General features: G+C 58.2%; 36 protein-coding genes. 18 read left to right on the forward strand and 18 right to left on the reverse strand.

What is annotated here, in order from left to right; genetic code table 11:
- Positions 1–114: 114 nt before the first annotated feature.
- The 11 genes from HU730_RS21795 to HU730_RS21845 all read right to left on the reverse strand — a co-directional run bounded on the left by HU730_RS21795 (position 115) and on the right by HU730_RS21845 (position 5462).
- Positions 115–1251 carry a phage integrase Arm DNA-binding domain-containing protein gene (locus HU730_RS21795; RefSeq protein ID WP_054898771.1) on the reverse strand — a complete coding sequence of 379 codons (1137 nt, stop codon included), beginning with the start codon at positions 1249–1251 and terminating at the stop codon, positions 115–117.
- Positions 1251–1484 carry a hypothetical protein gene (locus tag HU730_RS21800; RefSeq protein WP_034134173.1) on the reverse strand — a complete coding sequence of 78 codons (234 nt, stop codon included), beginning with the start codon at positions 1482–1484 and terminating at the stop codon, positions 1251–1253. The genes HU730_RS21795 and HU730_RS21800 overlap by 1 nt, the downstream gene beginning before the upstream one ends.
- A 2-nt stretch (positions 1485–1486) precedes the next feature.
- A complete protein-coding gene (locus HU730_RS21805) occupies positions 1487–1705 on the reverse strand; it encodes a hypothetical protein (RefSeq protein WP_186527144.1) in 219 nt (72 codons plus the stop codon).
- 36 nt (positions 1706–1741) lie between these two features.
- Positions 1742–2203 carry a hypothetical protein gene (locus HU730_RS21810; RefSeq protein WP_186527143.1) on the reverse strand — a complete coding sequence of 154 codons (462 nt, stop codon included), beginning with the start codon at positions 2201–2203 and terminating at the stop codon, positions 1742–1744.
- Positions 2204–2254: 51 nt separating this feature from the next.
- Positions 2255–2443: a hypothetical protein gene (locus HU730_RS21815; RefSeq protein ID WP_186527142.1), complete on the reverse strand. Its 189-nt coding sequence runs from the start codon at positions 2441–2443 to the stop codon at positions 2255–2257.
- A 49-nt stretch (positions 2444–2492) separates the two neighbouring features.
- Positions 2493–2954: a hypothetical protein gene (locus tag HU730_RS21820; RefSeq protein WP_186527141.1), complete on the reverse strand. Its 462-nt coding sequence runs from the start codon at positions 2952–2954 to the stop codon at positions 2493–2495.
- 51 nt (positions 2955–3005) lie between these two features.
- On the reverse strand, positions 3006–3566 hold the full coding sequence (locus tag HU730_RS21825; RefSeq protein WP_186527140.1) for a hypothetical protein: 561 nt from the start codon (positions 3564–3566) through the stop codon (positions 3006–3008).
- Positions 3563–3802, reverse strand: coding sequence for a hypothetical protein (locus HU730_RS21830; RefSeq protein ID WP_186527139.1), 240 nt, complete (start codon positions 3800–3802; stop codon positions 3563–3565). The genes HU730_RS21825 and HU730_RS21830 overlap by 4 nt, the downstream gene beginning before the upstream one ends.
- Before the next feature lie 63 nt (positions 3803–3865).
- Positions 3866–4366, reverse strand: coding sequence for a hypothetical protein (locus tag HU730_RS21835; RefSeq protein ID WP_186527138.1), 501 nt, complete (start codon positions 4364–4366; stop codon positions 3866–3868).
- 111 nt (positions 4367–4477) lie between these two features.
- On the reverse strand, positions 4478–5038 hold the full coding sequence (locus HU730_RS21840) for a hypothetical protein (protein ID WP_186527137.1): 561 nt from the start codon (positions 5036–5038) through the stop codon (positions 4478–4480).
- Positions 5039–5096: 58 nt separating this feature from the next.
- Positions 5097–5462, reverse strand: coding sequence for a hypothetical protein (locus HU730_RS21845; protein WP_186527136.1), 366 nt, complete (start codon positions 5460–5462; stop codon positions 5097–5099).
- 106 nt (positions 5463–5568) lie between these two features.
- On the opposite strand from HU730_RS21845, the gene HU730_RS21850 reads away from it, so the two are divergent.
- Entirely contained in the window at positions 5569–5985 is a 417-nt protein-coding gene (locus HU730_RS21850; protein WP_186527135.1) for an Ivy family c-type lysozyme inhibitor, read from the forward strand.
- Positions 5986–6153: 168 nt separating this feature from the next.
- Here HU730_RS21850 and HU730_RS21855 read toward each other — a convergent pair whose 3' ends face one another.
- The 4 genes from HU730_RS21855 to HU730_RS21870 form a co-directional block, all read right to left on the reverse strand.
- A complete protein-coding gene (locus HU730_RS21855; RefSeq protein WP_186527134.1) occupies positions 6154–6468 on the reverse strand; it encodes a hypothetical protein in 315 nt (104 codons plus the stop codon).
- Entirely contained in the window at positions 6465–6746 is a 282-nt protein-coding gene (locus tag HU730_RS21860; RefSeq protein ID WP_186527133.1) for a hypothetical protein, read from the reverse strand. Before HU730_RS21860 ends, HU730_RS21855 begins: the two co-directional genes overlap by 4 nt.
- 340 nt (positions 6747–7086) lie before the next feature.
- Positions 7087–7248 carry a hypothetical protein gene (locus HU730_RS21865; protein WP_155290851.1) on the reverse strand — a complete coding sequence of 54 codons (162 nt, stop codon included), beginning with the start codon at positions 7246–7248 and terminating at the stop codon, positions 7087–7089.
- Positions 7249–7271: 23 nt separating this feature from the next.
- Positions 7272–7655 carry a LuxR C-terminal-related transcriptional regulator gene (locus HU730_RS21870; protein ID WP_047711387.1) on the reverse strand — a complete coding sequence of 128 codons (384 nt, stop codon included), beginning with the start codon at positions 7653–7655 and terminating at the stop codon, positions 7272–7274.
- 122 nt (positions 7656–7777) lie between these two features.
- On the opposite strand from HU730_RS21870, the gene HU730_RS21875 reads away from it, so the two are divergent.
- The 3 genes from HU730_RS21875 (at position 7778) to HU730_RS21885 (ending at position 8852) form a co-directional block, all read left to right on the forward strand.
- Positions 7778–8008 carry a hypothetical protein gene (locus HU730_RS21875; protein ID WP_186527132.1) on the forward strand — a complete coding sequence of 77 codons (231 nt, stop codon included), beginning with the start codon at positions 7778–7780 and terminating at the stop codon, positions 8006–8008.
- 222 nt (positions 8009–8230) lie between these two features.
- Positions 8231–8488 (forward strand): hypothetical protein, encoded by a 258-nt coding sequence (locus tag HU730_RS21880; protein WP_186527131.1) that lies wholly within the window; start codon positions 8231–8233, stop codon positions 8486–8488.
- A gap of 55 nt (positions 8489–8543) precedes the next feature.
- Positions 8544–8852 carry a DUF1654 domain-containing protein gene (locus HU730_RS21885; RefSeq protein WP_186527130.1) on the forward strand — a complete coding sequence of 103 codons (309 nt, stop codon included), beginning with the start codon at positions 8544–8546 and terminating at the stop codon, positions 8850–8852.
- Between the two features lie 53 nt (positions 8853–8905).
- On the opposite strand, the gene HU730_RS21890 is transcribed toward HU730_RS21885, so the two are convergent.
- Positions 8906–9892 carry a hypothetical protein gene (locus tag HU730_RS21890; RefSeq protein ID WP_186527129.1) on the reverse strand — a complete coding sequence of 329 codons (987 nt, stop codon included), beginning with the start codon at positions 9890–9892 and terminating at the stop codon, positions 8906–8908.
- An 82-nt stretch (positions 9893–9974) separates the two neighbouring features.
- Positions 9975–10835 carry a S24 family peptidase gene (locus tag HU730_RS21895; RefSeq protein WP_138761624.1) on the reverse strand — a complete coding sequence of 287 codons (861 nt, stop codon included), beginning with the start codon at positions 10833–10835 and terminating at the stop codon, positions 9975–9977.
- Between the two features lie 109 nt (positions 10836–10944).
- On the opposite strand from HU730_RS21895, the gene HU730_RS21900 reads away from it, so the two are divergent.
- From HU730_RS21900 to HU730_RS21945, 10 genes are all read left to right on the forward strand, one after another.
- Positions 10945–11145, forward strand: a complete 201-nt coding sequence (locus HU730_RS21900) for a Cro/CI family transcriptional regulator (protein ID WP_138761623.1) — start codon at positions 10945–10947, stop codon at positions 11143–11145.
- A 215-nt stretch (positions 11146–11360) separates the two neighbouring features.
- Positions 11361–12023: a phage regulatory protein/antirepressor Ant gene (locus HU730_RS21905; protein ID WP_186527128.1), complete on the forward strand. Its 663-nt coding sequence runs from the start codon at positions 11361–11363 to the stop codon at positions 12021–12023.
- An 11-nt stretch (positions 12024–12034) separates the two neighbouring features.
- Positions 12035–12811, forward strand: a complete 777-nt coding sequence (locus HU730_RS21910) for a helix-turn-helix domain-containing protein (protein ID WP_034118359.1) — start codon at positions 12035–12037, stop codon at positions 12809–12811.
- Complete coding sequence (locus tag HU730_RS21915) at positions 12811–13572, forward strand: replication protein P (protein ID WP_186527127.1); 762 nt, start codon at positions 12811–12813, stop codon at positions 13570–13572. The genes HU730_RS21910 and HU730_RS21915 overlap by 1 nt, the downstream gene beginning before the upstream one ends.
- Positions 13544–13840, forward strand: coding sequence for a DUF1364 domain-containing protein (locus HU730_RS21920; RefSeq protein ID WP_186527126.1), 297 nt, complete (start codon positions 13544–13546; stop codon positions 13838–13840). Before HU730_RS21915 ends, HU730_RS21920 begins: the two co-directional genes overlap by 29 nt.
- The gene (locus tag HU730_RS21925; protein ID WP_032903589.1) at positions 13837–14253 is read left to right on the forward strand and encodes a VRR-NUC domain-containing protein; all 417 of its coding nucleotides are present in this window, start codon (positions 13837–13839) and stop codon (positions 14251–14253) included. The genes HU730_RS21920 and HU730_RS21925 overlap by 4 nt, the downstream gene beginning before the upstream one ends.
- Positions 14250–15530, forward strand: coding sequence for a tyrosine-type recombinase/integrase (locus HU730_RS21930; protein ID WP_186527125.1), 1281 nt, complete (start codon positions 14250–14252; stop codon positions 15528–15530). Before HU730_RS21925 ends, HU730_RS21930 begins: the two co-directional genes overlap by 4 nt.
- Before the next feature lie 16 nt (positions 15531–15546).
- The gene (locus HU730_RS21935) at positions 15547–15726 is read left to right on the forward strand and encodes a hypothetical protein (RefSeq protein WP_186527149.1); all 180 of its coding nucleotides are present in this window, start codon (positions 15547–15549) and stop codon (positions 15724–15726) included.
- On the forward strand, positions 15723–16037 hold the full coding sequence (locus tag HU730_RS21940) for a hypothetical protein (RefSeq protein ID WP_186527124.1): 315 nt from the start codon (positions 15723–15725) through the stop codon (positions 16035–16037). The genes HU730_RS21935 and HU730_RS21940 overlap by 4 nt, the downstream gene beginning before the upstream one ends.
- Before the next feature lie 3 nt (positions 16038–16040).
- On the forward strand, positions 16041–16604 hold the full coding sequence (locus HU730_RS21945) for a hypothetical protein (protein ID WP_186527123.1): 564 nt from the start codon (positions 16041–16043) through the stop codon (positions 16602–16604).
- Positions 16605–16725: 121 nt separating this feature from the next.
- On the opposite strand, the gene HU730_RS21950 is transcribed toward HU730_RS21945, so the two are convergent.
- Entirely contained in the window at positions 16726–16959 is a 234-nt protein-coding gene (locus tag HU730_RS21950; RefSeq protein WP_186527122.1) for a hypothetical protein, read from the reverse strand.
- A 107-nt stretch (positions 16960–17066) separates the two neighbouring features.
- Between HU730_RS21950 and HU730_RS21955 the strand changes: the two genes are divergently transcribed.
- The 4 genes from HU730_RS21955 (at position 17067) to HU730_RS21970 (ending at position 19910) form a co-directional block, all read left to right on the forward strand.
- A complete protein-coding gene (locus HU730_RS21955; RefSeq protein WP_034118361.1) occupies positions 17067–17399 on the forward strand; it encodes a phage holin, lambda family in 333 nt (110 codons plus the stop codon).
- Positions 17399–17713, forward strand: a complete 315-nt coding sequence (locus tag HU730_RS21960; RefSeq protein WP_186527121.1) for an HNH endonuclease signature motif containing protein — start codon at positions 17399–17401, stop codon at positions 17711–17713. The genes HU730_RS21955 and HU730_RS21960 overlap by 1 nt, the downstream gene beginning before the upstream one ends.
- 179 nt (positions 17714–17892) lie before the next feature.
- Positions 17893–18369 carry a TerS protein gene (locus HU730_RS21965; protein ID WP_186527120.1) on the forward strand — a complete coding sequence of 159 codons (477 nt, stop codon included), beginning with the start codon at positions 17893–17895 and terminating at the stop codon, positions 18367–18369.
- The gene (locus HU730_RS21970) at positions 18369–19910 is read left to right on the forward strand and encodes a terminase TerL endonuclease subunit (RefSeq protein WP_186527119.1); all 1542 of its coding nucleotides are present in this window, start codon (positions 18369–18371) and stop codon (positions 19908–19910) included. The genes HU730_RS21965 and HU730_RS21970 overlap by 1 nt, the downstream gene beginning before the upstream one ends.
- The last annotated feature ends 1 nt before the right edge of the window (position 19911 follow it).

Below are 19911 nucleotides of genomic sequence, written 5' to 3' on the forward strand. Positions count from 1 at the left end.
ATCCGCTCTGCTGGGCGGTCTAGAGGGGTCATCGGAAACGGTGACCCCTTTTTGCTTTCTGCGATTTGCAAAACTTTTGCAAAACTTTTGCAAAACTTTTGCAAAACCCCCACCTCAAAACGCCAACTCGGCGCCCACCTCGACATACTCGATCTTCTTTTCGTCGTGCCCCTCCTGATAATGCTTCGTCATCTTCTCGTCCGCATGGCCCATGAGCGCCTGGATGTACTCCTGTGGGAAGTTCTGCTGCTCGTAAAGCCAGGCACCCAATGCGCGGATCTCGTGAAAAGTGGGGCGCTCTCCGGCCGGCACGTGGTCATAGGCGTGCGCTGCGTCCCTGGCCTTGCTGAATTCCTTGGTCAGGTAGTCCGGCGTTACCGATGTCCAGTGATCCTTGGCGTCTATCTGCTCCCGCCTGCGGGCTTTGGGCTTGTAGTGGATCAGGTAGGGCGAGGCGAGCGGTGAGCGCAGGCACTCTCCGACCACCTCCCGCAGCGTTGCGCCCATGGTTATCTTCAGGTGTACCGGGTTGTCGTAACCCTGGGTTTTCCCTGGCGACACCGTGAGCGTGTTCTTTTCCATGTCCGCAGCAGACTTCAGCCAAGTGACGATGTCGTCCCGGCGCTGAAGGCTGGCCAGGGCCAGGCGGATTGCCCGCTTTAGCCATGGCGGCGTTGTTGCGGCATTGATGATCACCTTCAACCCGTCGAGCGTATGGCGCTGGCGCTTTTTCTCTGCCTCCTTCTTCACTAGGGTGAGTTCGGCGTTGTTGCGTTCGGCCAGGCCCTTGGCCACTGCGAACGCGAATATCTGCACCCACAGCCCGCGGTGCTTCGTGTAGGCGTTGTTGCTGAAGTTATCAAGGTACTCGGCCATGGCCAGCACATCCAACTGGCCTATCAAGCGGTCACCCAGATCCTGCCGGTACCGCTCGAGCTTGAACTTGATCTCCTCCAGGGTGCGTACGGCGTATGAGCGGTGCGGCAACCAATCTTCTTCGAAACGCGTCAGCAGGTTGCTCACGATCGGTAGGCGGTCGCCGGTCAACACCGCCAGCAGCGAGCCGTCATCTACGACCAGCTCGGCCATTTTGAGGTTGGCCGCCCGGGCCAGCTTGATTGCCTCCTCCAGTGGGCGGTTGATGCTGGTCATCACGCCGGTGACCGGGTTGCGGTACCGCCAGTACTTCCCGTTCGGGTAGAGGTTTGGCGGCAGCTTTCTGTTTTGCAGCGTACGGGGCCGGGCAGCCATCACCCAATCTCCAGCATCTTGGCCAGCAGCGGGTCACTCGATCCCATAACCGCCGCCTGCACGTCGACGAAATACATCCCGCCTTTTACCTCTCCAATCACTTCGCCTTCCTCAATCCATTTTTTCAACTGCTGCAGGCTCGGCTTTCCGCCAACGTACCGCAACTTCCTGTATTCGCCAGCCTCCATGAGACGCGGCAGCTTGACCGTAATTTGGGCAAGTACTTTTGCCATGCCTACCTCCCGCCCACCGTGGGCCGCGCTGTCTTGATGATGTGGATTGCCAAGCCGAAGCTAATCAGCAGCCAGGCGCATGTGCCGGCGAAGGCGTAGAGCAGTGCCTCGGTGGTGCCCGTGCCGACAAGGCCGGGCCCGGCCCAGAAGAACCAGCCGAGTGTTCCTACCAGGTACAGAAAAGCGCCCAGCAGTATCAGGGTGAGTTTCATAGCGAACATGGGGTGTCCTTGCCGCGCTGGGCGGCAGAAGGTGGGTTAGGTGGGTTTGTTCTGGGCCTGACGCTTGCGGGCAGCAGCTACGATGGCTTTTGAGGTCTTCGCCACTCCGCCAACCACGTCTTCAGGGAGAATCGCTGTATTGCAGTGCGGGCAAAGCGGCGCTGTCTTGGTGCTTCGCCATGCGTCATCCATAACTTTTGCTGCGCGGCTCCGAATTTGAAACTTCTCGGCCTCGGCTAACTCGCTGCCACGTCGCTTTATTTGGCTCATGCCGGCGCTGAACACCCCGACAATGCCAACGAATGCGTCGAAGGCCTCCACCTCGGATTCGCAGTCGCTGCACCAGACGCGACGTTCCTTTTCGTCGTAGACCAGCGTCTTGTGTCGGCATGAAGATATAGGCCTGCGAGTCATGCCCCTGGCTACTCGCAAGTCCTCGATCTGCACCACCTTCACGCCGTATAGATAATCTTGCGGATCAATTGGCGCATCGCTCACGATGAGATACCTCGCCCGCCGCTCACCGGCAGGCATGTAGGGGGATTGGGGTTAGGGGTAGTTCTTGCTGATGCGCTGGGCGATGGCTTCGAGCGTTTCGGCCATGTACCACATGTCGTTATTGTCGCGGCGCGAAACGACCAAGGAGCGCTGAACGTTGCGCCCCATGAGGATTGCGATAGCCAGGCGGATTAGGGAAGCCTCGAGCTTTCGCCGAATGAAGCCTTCGCGCAGGATCATCACCGTGGCCCCTTGTAGATGAAGACGTAGGCGAACCAGAGGGGGGCGATCATCGCGTCACCGCCAAATTGCCATAGCGCTCCAGCAGTTCCTGTTCGAGCTGGGCGGCCAGGTCGTCGTAATTATCGAGGCGCATGGTTCGCATGCACTGATTGTCCGCATCCCATCCGCTCGGCACACCGCGGGCTCCCCACCAGATACGTGCGAACCGGAACACGTCCATGGCTGCTTCAGTCCGGAACTCGTAGACATGCCCTGGCGAACCTTGCCATTGAAGGTTCTCCCCGCCGATCAGCGCCTTTAAGCGCCGAGCGAGTTGGCCCTTGCCAAGCGCAATGCCCAGGTTTCCGCGGCCGATCATGTATTGGTACTGGGCAAAGTGTCGGTCCTGCTCGCTATCACGCTTCAGGCCCTTGGTACCGCCGATGTAGTTGTCGATTACACCCCGGGCTGTTTTTTTGACCTGCGCGCGCCAGATGGCCTGCAGGATTTCTGCGTCGGTAACTTTCATTGGGCGAGTTCGTCCTTGCCGCTATAGCGGCTGACTTTGAAGGGGGAGGGGTTACAAAGAGGGGTTGAGGCGTTTCAGCTCGTCGAGGCAGGTGTTCCAGCCACATTCCGAATCGCTTTGAGGCGAGAAGTCTCTACGCTCAGGCAGCGCCACCGCTACCGGCGCCGGCTGCTCGCTTTTACGGGCCTGCCACGCTGCGAAAGCCGAACGCATCCAGTCTTGTATGTAGACGCCTGCATTTGTCTTTCTATAGTCGGCTGAAGCGAAGTGTCTATTGGCCCAGCTTACGAACGCAGCCTCTTCACACTCTAGGCATTGATCGCCCAAATCCAGGCAGATGGCGCACGCCACCGGCTCGTCCTGGGGCTGGGCGGCTGGCTTGCAGTCGGGGCAGCCGCGATAAATTGGGTCTGGCTCCGTAAGCATGTGCGACTCAACTTTGCCTTTGCTTACGAATATTTCGCCTTGGTCGCAGCAGGTCTTGCACGCAGGCGCATCCAGCAGGGCGCGCAGCTCACGAATAGCGGCATCTTTCGCGGGCGCTTCATTGCTACGGACCAGGGTAACTGCCGCACGCAGTACCATCACGCCGTCAATCGTTTGGTTGGTCATGGCTTCACCGATTTCGGTTCGAGGCGGGCAAGTCGCTCGCGCAGACTGTTGATTTCATCCTGGTACTGATCGGCCAGGGTCGTCAGGTCGTTGAAGTTGACCCAGTTGCCATGCTTCTCCGGCACGCGGATGACGCTGCCTTTTTCATCCTCGCCGCCGCGCCAGAAGTTGAAGCGCGGCAGAGCGTGGACCTTATCCCACAGGTCATAACCCTCGCGGGTTTGAATGTTCCGCATAAATCACCTCATCAAATCAGTTGTGCCAGTGCCAGCAGGCACCAGCAGTAGGCGGTGAGCTGGTTAGGGCTTTGATGCCAGCCGATCGATGCGCTCGATCTCGGCCAGGATCAATGCGCCAGCCTTAACCAGCATTCGGCGAGGCGATCCAGGTTTCCACCAGTGCGGATGCCAAGGCCAGTAGGATGGACGTAGGCAGTCTTGAACCTGCTGAGCCGGCACAGAGCCCTGCGCGTAACCGGCAGCGGCATATGCAAGCTGGCCCAGTGAATAATCGTCATCGTCAACCGGGGATCGATTCTCTACGTCTATTTGGCGCAGCCGCTCAAGATGAACATCACCCAGCGCAGATCCCAGACTAAGCACATCCACCCGCTCATCCGCTGCGGTCAGCAGGGCTTGCAGGACGTCGACCTTGCTTACTGCCCGGTCGTATTCGCCCTTTACTTGGCCGACCTCGTTTCGCAGGGCGTCACGCTCGGCGGTTACCCGGTCGAAGTCGGAGGCGCGCACGCACAAGACGTTGGATGCTTCGTGGCACCAGAAGCTTTTCACTTCGGACACAGTAATTTCCTTCCGGGCCATGCCCGGGCGGTGGAGTGGGGGAGTTAGGCGGCGTACGTCTGGCGCTGTTCAGTGATATGGGGTATTACGGGTGACCGGCATGGAGCCGGATCAGGCGGCCTGGCGTTGTCCCAGCACTTGCTGGCGTGCGGCTTCAAATTCGCTGCCCAGGATCTCGGCGGCACCCTCGATGCTCTCGTGCCCATCCTCAAGCCTGATGCCTAGGTTCAGGTACACGACACCATCCAGCTCGAAGAACACACCGCCGCACATCCACAGTGCGCCCGGATTCAGGCCGATCGCCTCCCAGGCTTCGTCCATATCGATGCTGGCAGGGCAATGCTCCTTCCACAGTGCCGAAAGGCGCTCATGCTCGACGACCTGGGCGGCGCGCGCTTCCTTTGGTGTTCCTTTCGCCGGCTTGGCGCTGGAACGAAGGGCGCGGTAGTCGTACTGGTCGGGGCGGCACCAGTGCACATCCAAATCCCGGCTGGCACTGATCTTCACCCCGCCGACGTAGCTTCGACTACCTGACCGCATCGGCGAGGCCGCACCACCGAGCACCTGGCCAAGTTTGGCGCGCTGGGCGTCCCACTCTTTGCGCTTGGCTTCCCAGGCGATGACCGCCGCAACCACGGCAGGAGCGGTGGTCTTGTACATGTAGTTGCTCATGGATTATCTCCAGTCAGGCGCCGCCCTCCGGGTTACCGGATGCAGCGAGTAGGGTGGGTTATGCTGGTGTTTCGATTTCGTCGTCAGGCTCGGGCGTGTCATCGGCAAGCGACTTCAGACCGGCCGCCCGGATTATCTGCGACACCTTTTCAGTTACTACAAAAGGTGTCGTGACACACTTGAGCATCTGCGCTTGAGTTTCGAAGTCTGCGGCGATCAGATTAATGATCAGCCGCTGGTGAATGTCCTGCTGGTTGTTGATGCCGTGGGCCTTCATCACCTTGCGAAGATCGCCCTTGAACACCCCGGCCACTTCAACCGTAAACTTCTCGACGCCCAATGCAGCGTCCTTCGCTGCTGCCTTCTCGCGCTTGCGTCGCTGCTTCAGCGCTTCCGCGGTCGGCTGCTGTTCTTCCTCGGCCATGGCCTACCTCTGATTTCCAAGCTCGGTTACGTACCAATATTGAAACTTCCATACTGTCGCTGTGTCCTAAATGTCGTACCTGTAGTTTAGAAAAGGAGTTACTCGGATGAAAAAATTGAGCCTCTCAATTGTTGCTGGTGCCTCACTGTTGGTCATGGCCTCGAGCGCTTTCGCAGAGCAGTATCTGCCCGAAATCGCGAGCAAAGCTCCATACAAAAAAGCCTATGCAGAGATGCTCAGTTTTCCAAGTTGGGTCAGTAAAGCTCAGGGCACAGCGTCGCCAGTCGAGAAGGTTTCGGCTGATGGGAAGAGCTTCACCGTAGGCCACATGTGCAAGCCACACGACTGTGCAAACAATCAGCTCAGCGTCGTTTTCAGCGCGGACGGCTCTAAGTCCTGGGGGCTTCTCGCTACGCGCTCAGCAAGAGGAGATACGTTCAATAAACAGCTTCTGGGCAATCCGGACAAAGTTGTTGCGGCTCTGTTGGAAAAGTCATTTTCTGATTACAATCCGGAAGACTGATTTATGAAGTAAAGCTTGGCGTTTTTGAAGTTCCGATTGGCGCTTCGGTGCAGCGTGTGTCGGCTGCACCTTTGCTGATTAGGCCATGGCCTACCTCTTCTATCCCGCTTGCCGGCAACGCCAGCCAGGTCGGTTTGCGCCGCGCGGCGGCTATCTTGCTGATGCGTCTCATGGGGTGTCGGCGAACTTGAAGCCGTTCTCCTGGGCGATCAGCGTCACGCGCTTGATGTGCATGCCCAGGTTCTTTGCTGCAACGCTGGCCACGACGCCCTCGGCTGCTTCGGCGCGTACGGCCGGTGCAAGCTTGTCGCGTTCTTTGCGCAGGCGTTCGTGGTGCGCCGTGGTGCCGTTGTAGGGACCGTCAACACCAACGCCGTTCGGGATGACCTGGGCTTTCTTGCCAGAGCCGAAGAACGCTTCCAGCTGCTGGTTCAGGTTGTCGATAATCGAGTGCCGTGGATCCGGCATTGGCTCGCCGATCATTGCGCACCACCCGACAGCGTCACCTTCACGCCGTCTGCACGAGATTCCAGGGCCTGGGCGAAGTTGCTGGCCTCTTTCCATGTCCAGCGGAAGCCCTTCACCTTGTCGGTGGCGAGCTCCACGATGTGGTAAGCCTTGCCGGCGGTGCGGATCTGAAAACGAATCTTCTGCGCCGGCGGCTCTTTGCCGATTATGGCGTAGAGCTCGGCAGTGGCCAGACGAGAGCGCATATGCAGGGCCGCAACCCCGTCTACGCGCTGTTGAATTGATGCGTGCATGGTGGATACCTCAGTGGGTTGCGTTTATTCGTCAGCACCCTGACCGCCTGGTATGTGCCGGTGGGCCCAGGGGAGGGTGCTGACGGGTAAAGGCGAGCCATAAAAAAGCCCAGTCGAAACCGGGCTTTCAGTGCGTTTCGTAGACCTCCCTACGTCACGCGGTCGACGCTGTGGCGTCTAGGGTTCGTTGTGGTTCACATGGCTGCCAATCCTCCCTCTGTTCGCTCACTGGTTTGGCAGTGGCTACCGTTCTCTAGGCCTGTTGAATGCAGGTGGCCGGCGCGTGCCGGGTTTTCGTCCGCATCCCAAAGCCCACTCATCGAATGGGCAGAGGTGATGCTTATTCGGCCTGCAGTGCTTCGATTGCCTGGCGGTAGTCGGCAGCGTTGGAACGGTTGGTGGCGGCACTTTCGTGTTCGCCTTCGCGCTCCTGGATGGCTGCGTTGTTTTCGCAGTTGGACGCGTGGGTTTCGAGTTGGGAGATTGCTGTAGCGTGCTTCATGGTGGGTGCCTCTGGTGGATGAATTAGGCGAGCAACACGGGTTGTTCGGCCCGGCGCACCATCCGCACCTGGGCCGTACGGCGTTCCGGTACTCGGCGATCACGACGCATTGAGTCGTCACCGATCATTGCGTGCATGGCGATCAGGCTGGCCAGCACAAAGCACATCGGCGAGATGATCTGCCGGCGCATGGCTTCGGCGACCGCCGCTGTCTGGCGGGTCACGCCAAGCTTGAACATGGCGCAGGAAAGACGCTTGGCCACTGTGCAGGCCGCCACGTCGAACTGGCGGGCTATCTCTTTTGCTGTCTTGCCCTGGGCGGTGCCCAGCAGGTACTGAACTTCCTTTGGCGCAAGGCCGCGTCCGAGATGACCCTTCCATGCGCCGCTGATGATTGTTGCGTCCATTTCGAACCCTCGGGGAAATTAGTAGGTGGCCAGCGGCCACCTCACCACTGCCCAGGTGACGGGCTTTGCGCTAGGCTGAGCGCTCTCACACAACACAGCCTGCAAAGGAGGGCGAACTTGCTATGCGCAAATTCAAACTGAAGTACGGATATGACTTTGATGACTCATGCCCGAAGAGCTACGAGAGCGATGAGCCGATCAAGGTTGGTGATGCCATCTTGGTGGCCAATGGCTTTTGGCATGCCGTCACGGACATTCGAATTCTGAAAAGAGATATTCAGCTAACTCTTTCGAAGTCCTCTCAATCTCCCCAGGAGGCAAAGCTTGTAATGAAGCAGCTATTGTCCGGCTGAGGACAATCGTCGCGAACTTCAAGCAGCTGATCGGGGCAATGTCCTCGCTCGGATACATCAGGCTCATTTTCGTCCTGAGGCCTGGGTCCCCATGACAAGCTAGGGTCATCAGGGCGGCTTCAATTCGCTCCTGCAGAGTTGGCGCGGCAACCCTTCGTTCGTCTGCGTTCATGGTTATGCTCCGGTTGGTTTCCCAATGCACCCGGTCAACCAGGTGCATCAGTGAAAATTTCCGTCCCTTCGGCGCTGCTGGCGCGGTACGGGCTCATTCAAATTGTTCACCTGGTCGCGGCTCAGCCCACCAGAACACTTTTTTTGATCGCTTTACGCTGCGCGCCTTGGGTAGTGGCCACCCATCTGAACCGTTTAGGCCGGTTCATCGCTGCCTCCCATCTGGCCGGTTGTTATCCGGCGATGACTCAAGTTAACCGCCGGTTTATGTGTGAGTCAATACCGGCGGTTAATTTATTTTCAAGTTGAATGCGTTAATCTTTCTATAGCTGTATGTCTATACAGTATTTGAGGGAGGCTAAAGATGGCCAGCGCACAGAAGAAGCAAGAACAAAAAGCAGAAATGAGCGGAATGGAGCGTTTAGCGCTACGCGTGTCCTCAATGATTAATCACCCGGTGGCTCAGGCGCAGCGCTGGGTCACGATTCATCGCCTGGATACAGACGGCGACCGGGAGTGGGAAGAGGTCCTCGGCGTGATCGCCGACACTGACGAGCTCGAGCTGACTCTCAATGACGACAGCAGCGTGACGGTGAGGTGGGAGCAGCAGGAAGTCGAGGCAGCGGGGAGGGGTGAGGTCGAGTTTGAGCCAGAAGAAGCGGTCCCGTTCTGATCGACACAAAAAAGCCCGCTCTATGGCGGGCTACTTGGTTTCGCGTAAAATCGCTAATGTGCAGATTTCGCCTGGCCGACTGTGATGTCGTCAACCGCAATTACGTCAGTCCTCAGGATTCGGTTTTTTTGCTCGGATGAATAGTGGTAGAGACGAATAGGGCTGGAATCGCGAAGCGAGTCGAACAGTTGATTGACCTTTCCTTGATCAAACTTCGACAAGTCAACTCGGCCTGGGAAAGTGTAATTGGACCCCGGCAACCTAAGGGTTAACGAGAGGTAGTCCGGGTGACGTTTCACCATGTCGATGTAAACATCTTCCCTGCGCTCCAGCCGGCTCTTAGGCTGCGGCTCCTGCGTCCTAATTTTTTCTAGTTCATCGGCGTTGAAGTGTTCACCCTGAATATCCATTGAAGTGGCATCTGGGGCTCCGGCTACGATGGCCCTGTAACCTTCGGCCGCTCTATCTTTGATAGCGACAGCCTCGGGCGGCAGATTCTTAGAGGCAAGCGCATCCGCTAGCTTACTGATGAGCATTGCTTGCGTGGTCGATTGTCGCTCCACGCTGGAGATTTTGGCTTTTTCTAAGTCTGATTGGTTCCAGACAGAAAAGACCATATAGCCAGACAGGCACAACACTGCAATGATTAGCAAGGCCGTGACGTTGCCGCCGCTCATTTTGTTCATGGGCAGCGCCGAAATGATTTTGTTAAGGACTTCATCAAGCGGACCCTGCCCATTGGTGCTTCCCTTCGTGATGGCTAAGACTACCTCAAGATCGGCCTTATCGGCAGCGCTTAGCTTTCCAATAGAAGAAGAACCATAGCGGATCTCAGCGTACGCGCGCAGCAGTTGGTCTTGAAATTCAATGAGACCCGCCATGAACTTGGGTGTGAGCGTTCCATGATACCGGTCGCCTTCGACCTTGACGTCGAATCTAGGCCAGCCACGGAAAACTGGAAATGAATCGCCGAGAAGCTCCATGCGATCCAAGGCGGCCAAGAAGGATTCAGGTCCATCAACGACAACAACATCACTCATTGAATGCATTCCGTGCTCGGTTGTTAAAAGCTGTCGCCAGCTTCATTCGCAGCGCAACTATTGGCTTGGTGAGTAGCTAGCGTTACACCGGTTGTCCGTTCCATACGTAGAGCACACGAGCCAGGATATGGGTGTCATCCATGCGGATATCTTCGGCGTCGTGGTGCTTGTTGTCCGAGATCATCTTGAAGCGATCCTTGCCTTTCTTCTGCAAACGCTTCACGTACAGCATCTCGTCGTGGGAGAAGAGGTAGATACCGTCGCCTGTGAACTCCCGGATCGTGATGTCGACGAGCAGCGGATCGCGATCCTTGATCGTTGGCGCCATCGACTGGCCCCAACCGGTGATCATCTTCAGGTGAAAGTGTTCTTTGAAGGTGAGTCCGAGGTCGCGTAGATGCTTGGGGCTGACCCTGATGTCCTGGAGCATTTCCGGGTATTCGTGCGGGATTTGTCCGCCGCCCATTGCAGCTCGCACGTCGTAGTGGGCGATCCATACCTCGTCGCCTACCTGCCCTGGGCGAGCGAATTGAACAGGTACCATATTTCCAGAGTCGCTTTGCTCCGCAGCAGCGAGGAGGCTTGCACGTGTAGAGTCTGAAAGGCTCCTTCCCTTTGCGGCGAGCATCTGCCGAACCATTTCTGATGCTGAAAGGCCGGCATCCTGCTGGTTGGTGTTCGTCAGTCCAGCAATCTCGTCTGCAAGGCGTTTGCTGAAGCGATCTACCGGTACCCCCAATAGCCGGGATAGCACGGCCGCGAATTTCGCATTTAGCGGGTTCGTTCCGTTTAAGTACATCGCTACCGCCGCTGCCGAAATATCAGCCGCCTCTGCCAAGCTGGCCTGAGTCAGTCCAAGTGCGTTCTTCTTTGAGACGAATAGGGATTTTGCCGCCTCACACTCAGCCTTCAGTTCTGGGGACAACTCTTTCTTTTTGGTCATTCGCGGAATTTAACCGGTGGTTAATTAATTTGCGCTAACCGCCGGTATTGCTTGAATGCTAACCGCCGGTTAATATCGTGGTCACACATCATCCTTGTTGAGCCAAGAAATGAAGAAGACGCCATTGCCAGAGCTGGTAGAGAAGATCGGGCAGACCGCTGTCGCCAAAGCCCTTGGCGTCAGCTCTCCGGCCATCTCCAAAGCGATTCGTGCTGAACGAGATATCCAGGTTCAAGAGCATCCGGACGGGACATTCACCGCCGAAGAAGTGCGACCTTTTCCATCACACAGCAGCGCTTTGATGGGATGAATTTTCCACTGTGTTTGATCTTGGTAAAAGTGATTTGGATTAGCTGTTGATTCATCCAGTACCCAAATCGCAGGCATAAAAAAACCGCCTGGCAGGGCGGTCCTTTCAACAGCAATAAAACTTGTGGGGCCATTATGAGCATGACAGCTACCCCTGGCAATACCCCTGGTGTCGCGACACTTTTTAATAAGCCTGGAAAGGTGTCACACCACTCGATGTCGTCCCGTGAGATAGCCGAGTTGACTGGAAAGTCTCACGACAACGTACTTCGCGATGCGAGGGCTTTGGTCGCAGCGGGTGTCCTCAAAACTGAGGAGACCCCTTATCGGCATTCGCAAAATGGCCAGATCTATCCCGAATTCATCCTTGACCAACGAGACAGCCTGGTTCTCGTGTCGGGTTACAACGCTGTCCTGCGCGCCAAAATTATTGACCGCTGGCAGGAGCTGGAATCGCGAGTGGTCGGCCGTCTTGAAATCCCCACCACATTTGTTGAGGCCCTTCGCCTCGCCGCCGATCAGGCCGAACAGAATCATCAGCTTCAGCAATTGATCCAGCAACAAGCCCCAAAGGTTGAGGCGCTTCAACGTCTCGCCAGAACCCAAGGCGATGTCTGCATCACAACTGCCGCACAAATCCTCGATGTTCGCCCGACAAAGTTGTTTGCCTGGCTTAACCAAAATCGTTGGATTCACCGCCGCACCGCCCATTCCAGCTGGGTTGCGTATCAGCCCCGCCTGACTGCTGGGTGGCTCAAGCACAAGCTGGTCAAGGTTGGCGGCGGGGAAGGGCATGAAATCAAAGTGGTCGAGCAAGTGATGGTCACCCGTTTGGGGATTGTCGCACTGGCCGAAAAACTTCAAGGAATCACGCTGTGAGCGTTCAAGCAATGTCATGGGCGCTCTCTTTGCCCGTTCAAACCCTCAAAGACTCCAGCGCTCGGCATGTGCTGCTGTGCCTGGCCAACTATGCCGGCTCCAACGGTGCCGGCGCCTTTCCATCTGCTTCCACCCTGGCCCAAGACACAGGACTATCCGAGCGTACCGTACGTTACAAACTGGACGATCTGGAGAAGTCCGGGCTGATCCAGAAGGGCAATCAGGCTATCGCGGCTGTGCATATCGATCGTCATGACCGCCGCCCAGTCGTTTACGACCTTCAGATATCGCGGGGTGCAAATCCTGCACCCCGTACAAAACGGGGTGCAGATGACGCAACGGGGTGCAACCCACAACAGAACGGGGTGCAGCCTGGAACAGAACGGGGTGCAGCAGCTGCACCCAATCCACCACTTAACCATCAAGGAACCGAAGAGCAGCTGCAGCAGCGCGAGATTGATGCCGCTCTCGCCGAACAGAACAGCGCTGCCATCGAACCGCAGGATGATCGCCAGCGCTTCGCCATGTTCGCCACCTGGGTTCCGAGCGAGAAGGGGCTGTCGGATCAAATCACTATCGCCGGGCTTCCTGCCGATGCGGTCCCTGAAGCGGCGATCCGGGCGTTCATGGGGTTCTTCGTCGCCAAGCCAGCAACCATTGATACATCGGCCGGCTGGTGCTACCGCCTGGTTCAGTGGGTCAAGCGCGAACGCGTCAAAGCTTCGGGGCAGGGCAAGGCGCCTGACTTCGATGACACCAGCTGGGCGAATGATCTGGGGGACCTGTGATGGAAGTCAAGAAGCCACGCAGCACCGAACAACTGCTCAGCACGATGGGCAATCTTCCTCCGGTAACGTTGGTTCAGCCGAAGCAGTTGCCGCCGGGTACCGCCGATGTCGTGAACGCGCTGTTCAAAGAGTTGCAGGCGATTTTCCCTGCATGGAAACAGGCTTGGCCTGATGCCGAATCGCTGAATGCCGCCAAGCGCAGCTGGATCAAGGCGTTCATCGTTGCGGGGATCACAACGCTTGAGCAGATCCGGTACGGCCTGCAGAACTGCCGGCAGATCGGAGGTGACTTCGCGCCAAGCGTCGGCAAGTTCATCAAATGGTGCCAGCCGACACCCGAGATGCTGGGCATACCTTCCCACGACAAGGCGTTCCGCGAGGCGCTGGAAAACTCCCACCCAAGCCGTTTTGGTGCGCGCACCTGGTCTCACCCGGCGGTCCGTCACGCTGCTTTGCAGTGCGAACTGCATAACCTCGGCGAATTGATCCCGGAGAAGGCCAGCAAGGTGTTTGATCGGGCTTACGACATAACCATTCGCCGCTTGGTGCAGGGGCTTCCGCTTGAAGAAATCGCCGTGGGCATTGGTTATGACGGCAACAAGTCGGCCGCCGAGCTGGCTTCTGAGCTAACCGAGCGAGTTGCCTGTGCGCAGGTCGCCCGGATGGGTATCAAGACGGATGGCAAGGCCGCCCGCCAAGAGTTGCTGGCCAGATTCGGTATCGGGAGGCGCAATGAGCAAGCTTACGAAGGCCGCGCGTGATCGCGACTGCCAGGTTCGGTTCCCTGGCTGTTCTTGCGAGCCGTCCACCACAGTCCTTGCGCACTACCGCCTGGCCGGTACCTGCGGCATGGGCATGAAACCCAACGACTTCCAAGCGGCCTGGGCCTGTGGCTACTGCCACGACATTGCCGACGGACGCCTGCGTGCGCCCGGGGAGTTGACCAAATACGAGGTCCGCCTGTTCCTCGCTGAAGGCGTCATGCGCACCCAAGACATCCTGATCAGTGAACGGAAGGTAAAACTTTGAAGCCATTCATTGCGAAGCCAGTGCGCGCCAGGTCCATCGACCGTGAGGGCCTGGAGCAGGCCGCGCTGCTCAAGGAAGTCGCGCTGCGTTACCCAGTCGCCGCCAAGCTCATTTTTCACGTCCCGAACGGTGGGCACCGGCACAAGCTGGTGGCGATCAAGCTGAAAGAGCAGGGCGTGAAGGCTGGCGTGCCCGATCTGGTGCTTCCCATGGCCCGCGGGGGTTACTTCGGGCTGTACATCGAATTCAAGGCCACGGCGCCGCATGACGCCGCCGTTTCCCCGGCCCAGGACGCATACCTGCAGGCGCTGACCGATCAGGGTTACCTGGCCATCGTCTGCCGCGGGCACTTCGACGCCATCGAGGCGATCCGGGCCTACCTTCTCCAACCTCAGACCAAGGCCGCCGCATGACCCAGACAATGCTCACTTCGTTTACCGATGCGGAGATCCGTCGCCAGGCCAGCAACAGCGCAGTGCGTGACCTGCGCGACGCTCGGTACCCGGGCGTGTACTTCCGTTTCCATCAAAACCGCGAGCGCGGTACCTGGTACCTGGTGTCGGGTGGCAAGTGGGACAAGATCGCCGCGTTTCCTCAACTGCCGGTAAAGGGGTTGATCGTCGCGTTGCCGAAGATCCGCGAGCGTTTGGCCGCCGATCCCAAGGCGTCCGCCGCCGCCTGCACACTGCACACGGTTGGCGAACTGCTCGACTGGTTCACCACCCGCCAGGCCGTGGACCGGAGCCTGTCAGCCAAGCGCCGCTCCACCAATACCTCGATCATTTCGTGCCACCTGAAGCCACGGCTTGGCACCCTGGTGGTGGAGGATGTTGACCGTTCGACGCTCGACAAGCTGGTCATGTGGCCAATACAGGCCGAAATGTCGCTGTCCTACGTGAGATTGATGTGGGGCGTGCTGGTGGTTGCCTTCCGCCAGGCCGAGAAGCTTCGCTTGATTACCACCAACCCTATTGCCGGGTTCAAGTTCACCGACTTCACCAAGGCCCGCATTCAGCCAAAGCCATCGCGCCTACGCGCCGTCCAGCTCGAGGAAGTGATCGGGCAACTGGCCGCCGCGTTCGACCAGCACCCCCAGGACTGCATGCTGGCCCTGATGATGCTGTGCCACGGCACCCGCGCCGGCGAGACTCGACAAGCCCAGTGGTCCCACCTGACCCTGGGTGAGCAGGGCGAGTGGTTCATCCCCACCGAGAACACCAAGACCCGTTGCGAGCATCACCTCCCACTTACCCACCAGGTGTGTGCCTTGCTGGAGCGGTATCGGGACTGGCAGTCGTCCAAGGGCTACAAGGGCACCTACCTGTTCCCGGCTCGCACCCGTGGACCGATGAGCGATAGCCAGGCCTGTGCCGTGTTCACCCGACTGGGTAAGGGCGAGTGGACCAGTCACGACCTGCGCAAGGTTGCCCGCACCGGCTGGACTGACCTGGGCGTCGACTTCCTCATTGGCGAGATGCTGGTGAACCACACGATGACTCGAAACGTGCAGACCTACATCCATACCTCGGCGGAACTGCTCAAGCGCGAGGCATTGAACAAGTGGCATGACTGGTTAGACGGGAAGGGTTTCAACCTGATTCACCGCTCGACCATGACTAGAAACGGAAATTCGCACAATGACGCCGAGGCCTTTAGTGGCGCGGCCTCTAGCCAGATTCAGAAACCATAAAAGGCGAGGTTTAAAAATGGCGAATCAAGACCTTTTCAAGCCGAGCATCAGCCTCTGGCAGCACTACGTCACCATCATCAGCGTTGCTGGCATGGGCCTGGCGGTCTCGTTCAATTCGGGCTGGGCCGCAGCTATGGTCATCGCGTCCTTCTTTGCCGGTGCAGTTGTTGAGGGCTTCGCCGGGGCGCGCCCATGAAGAAGTCACGCGGATCACTCCAGAGGCGCGAGCTTAAGTTCATCGTCGAATGCAACACCTGTGTCGGGAAGGGCGAACGACTCGGGCTTTTCCACTACCTCGAGTGCGACCACTGCCTGGGCTCTGGCTGGGTCTGTGGTCACACACTCCAGACGCTACCGTTAAGCGATGTGGTGCTCGTGCTGAATGCGCGCTTGAAAGATGCGCTCGCCGAGATCGCCAGGGCTCGCCATGTCATCGGCGGTGCCCACGAGCAATACGAACAGAACAACCGCCGTGGCCCAGGTGCCACCAACTTCACAGGGGATTGAGCCATGGCCATGTACAACGACGTGATGGGTACCCTGGTGCGGGTGCTGGCAGCAGACAACATCGACAACAGCACCAAGCAGTCCTGGCAAAAGCTGATCGACGCCGACCTTCGCCAGGGCGGAACCGGCAGCACGCTATCTGTCCGGGACAAGTTCGATTACGACTGCTGCCTCTATGCGCTGCTGCACCGCCAGCTCGACCCGGCGCAGTGGGATGTGCTAGTGGCCAAGTACTCCACGCACAAGGCCAACAAGGTCGGTGCCATCGGCAGGCTGGTGGCTCGCATGGTGTCACCTGCACCTCAACTGTTCATCTATAAGGCGCTGACGGCCTGGGCGATACCAAAGCTGAAGGGTGTCCAGGTTGGGAAGCGCTCCACCGACATGATCGTGCTGCCTGCCGAGTTTTACGACATGAACACCTGGGACCTGGCGGGATCACCAGAGCGCACCCGTCGCAACTGGCGAGGCGGAATCCACAAACGTTTGGAGAGGCTCGAAGAGCAGGCCGTGATCCATGCGACCGAGATATTCGATAGCGAACAAATCTTTGTAGATGCCGCTTGACCCATTGGCCGACTGGCCGTAAATTAACCCCATCATGTCGATCTTGCGCGTTATGAGAGACAGTCAGTACCAAAAAAAGCCCCGCCAATGTGCGGGGCTTTTTAGTTTCTGCACTACTCAATCAGATGCGAGTCGCTATCTCTCCTGTGGCTACGATTTCGAACTCCGTTTTGCTTTTCTTATTCGCGTGGCCGCCACCGGACACCCGATATTCCTTCATGCCGTCCGCCCAGCCGTTGTCGGCAGAGTTGAGAAACTCCTGATACATCTGTTCTGTGAACTCAGTTATGCCGTAGACCTTTCCAGAATCGGTTCTGGCTTGGAAAGCATCAGTCTGTTGTAACCGCGTTTTCATTGATTCTTCCTTGTAATTAAGAGTGCGTGCTGACGATAGCACGCAGCCGCTGCTCGCCATGAGCGGGCTCTTCTATTTCATAACTCCCCGAGAGGGAGGAACCCGAGATGCCCAACATGCCCGATAAGCCAGACACCTGGGTTCTTGTACTCGCGTGGCTGAGCCAGCACGCCCCGGCCTTTTATGCCGCAGGCTTTGCAATATCAATCTCTGCGCTGCGGATCATCTATGGCGGTGGCACACGCAAGGCTGCGTTCTTTGAAAGCCTGCTGTGTGGCTGCATCACATTGTCGATGCTGTCCGGCCTCGAGCTGATTGGCATTCCGCCGTCAGCTGCCGGCTTGCTTGGTGGCATGGTCGGGCTGCTTGGTGTGGATAAGGTCCGCGCGTTCGCCGACCGCGTCACTGGTTTCAAGTTGCCCGGAAGGAATGCTGACTGATGGCGAGCGCCTCTGCCTGGCACCACCTATACAAGACCAAGCGCTGGTATCGACTCCGCTGGCATCAACTGCAGGCTGAACCTACATGCCGTCTGTGTCGTGCGTTGGGTGCGGTCGAGGCTGCCAACACTGTCGACCACATCAAACCGCACAAAGGCGACGAGGATCTGTTCTTCGACGCCTCGAATCTGCAAAGCCTCTGCAAGCCCTGTCACGACGGAGCCAAGCAGAGGCAGGAGCGGACCGGCATCCTGCCTGGTCATGACGTGTCTGGCATACCGGTTGACCCGAACCACCACTGGAATCGCGATTGACCGAAGCTATTGAAATCTGGGTTGAAGCACGTCAAAGCCCCGATTGAGGCATGTCAGTTCCCCAGGGGGCGGTCAAAATATGGCCATTCTTGCTACATAGGACCGCCCTCGATCTGTTGTTTCATTCCTAACCCGGAAAAACCCGCCAAAACACATCGGCGGACGAATTGAGAAAATCTATGACAGCCAACCGCACCCGCTCCGATAGCGCGACATCGGCGGTTGCCGCTATGCGGGCTGCCAGTGCCGGTCCAATTAAGCCGCCGAGGTTCGTCCATCTACGCAAAGGCGACAAGCCATTTTGGGATTCCATTGTGCGCGCGCGCACGCGTGATAGTTGGACAGACTCCGATTTGGTCCTGGCCGGCAACCTCGCGCGGTGCCTTTCTGACATCGAACGCCTGCAAAAGGAAATCGATCTGGAGGGCGATGTGTTGAAAAACGACCGGGGAACACAGGTCATCAACCCCAAGCACAGCCTGCTGGAAACGCTAAGTCGTCGGGCTGTGTCATTGAGTCGGACGCTACAGGTTCACGCCCAGGCAACTCAGGGTGATTCCCGCGACCAAGGCAAGAAGGCAACCAAGCAGCGCGAGGCCGAGAAGGTTCTCGCTCAGCAGGACGACGAGGATCTCATTCCGAGGGCTATGCACTGATGGCAGTCAAGCGCAGGACGCGTGGCGAAAAGGTCATCGCCTTCATCGAGAAATACTGCCGCGTACCGGAAGGGCAGCACGTTGGCAAGCCCCTGGAGCTTGATCCGTTCCAGAAAGAATTCATCCTGGATGTCTACGACAACCCTGTTGGCACCAGCACCGCCTTTCTCAGCATTGCCCGGAAAAACGGAAAGACGGGTTTGATCGCCGGCATCCTTCTGGCGCACATCGTTGGGCCTGAGGCGGTGCAGAACTCTCAGATCGTTTCGGGCGCAATGAGTCGCGAACAGGCTGGGCTTGTGTTCAAGCTGGCCGTGAAGATGATCCAGCTCAACCCAGAACTGCAGTCTTTGATTCACATCGTGCCCAGCAGCAAGACACTGATCGGCACGCCGCTGAACGTGGAGTACCGAGCGCTATCCGCCGAAGGGAAAACCGCGCACGGGCTGTCGCCGATATTGGCCATCCTCGATGAGATTGGTCAGGTGCGCGGCCCGCAAAGCGATTTTATTGACGCGATCACGACAGCACAGGGCGCCCACGCGGCGCCGCTGCTGATTGCGATCAGTACCCAGGCCGCGCAGGACAGTGACCTGTTCAGCATCTGGCTCGACGACGCGGAGAAGTCTCAAGACCCGCACATCGTCAGCCGCGTCTACCAGGCGCCCAAGGACTGCAAGGTCACCGACCGCGAAGGTTGGAAGGCTGCAAACCCGGCGCTTGGTTCGTTCCGTTCGCTGGCAGATCTTGAGAAGCAGGCAGAGCGTGCCGACCGGATGCCTGCTTCGGAGAACACGTTCCGCAACCTTTGCCTGAATCAGCGGGTGTCGACAGTTTCGGTGTTCGTCTCCAAGGGCGTTTGGGTCGGCTGCGGCGATGATCCGGATAGCCCAGATGGCATGGATCTGTACGGCGGCCTTGACCTCTCGTTCAGGACTGACCTTACGGCCTTCGTCGTCATCGGCAAACGCGACGGCAATTGGAGTGTCTGGCCATTCTTCTGGACGCCTGAGCAGGGCCTTGCCGAGCGCGCCAAGCGTGACCGGGAGGCGTACGAGGTGTGGGCTCGGGAGGGACTGCTACTGACCACCCCGGGCGCAACCGTGGACTATGCCTACGTTGCCGCCGATATCGCTCGGATCCTTGCCGAGCTCGGCGGCGACATCCAGGCCATTGCGTTCGACCGATACCGGATCGACCTCTTCAAGCGGGATGCCGAGGCTCAGGGCGTCACGCTACCTCTGGTCGAGTACGGCCAAGGCTACAAGGACATGACCCCGGCCATTGATGCGCTGGAGTCAGAGCTGCTCAACGGGAGGCTAAGCCACGGTATGCACCCAGTGCTCACGATGTGCGCATCCAATGCGGTGATCCAAAAAGACCCGGCAGGCAACCGCAAGTTTGCCAAGGACAAAGCTACTGGGCGAATCGACGGGATGTCGGCCCTGGCTATGGCCTTCGGCGCAACTCTCGGCGCTCCCGAAGAGGTCAAGGGCGACATCGACCACTATCTCAAAAACGGATTCTCCGGACTTCTATAGG

Origin of the sequence: Pseudomonas sp. SWRI22 (assembly GCF_014268395.2) — a bacterium.
GTDB lineage: Bacteria > Pseudomonadota > Gammaproteobacteria > Pseudomonadales > Pseudomonadaceae > Aquipseudomonas > Aquipseudomonas paracarnis.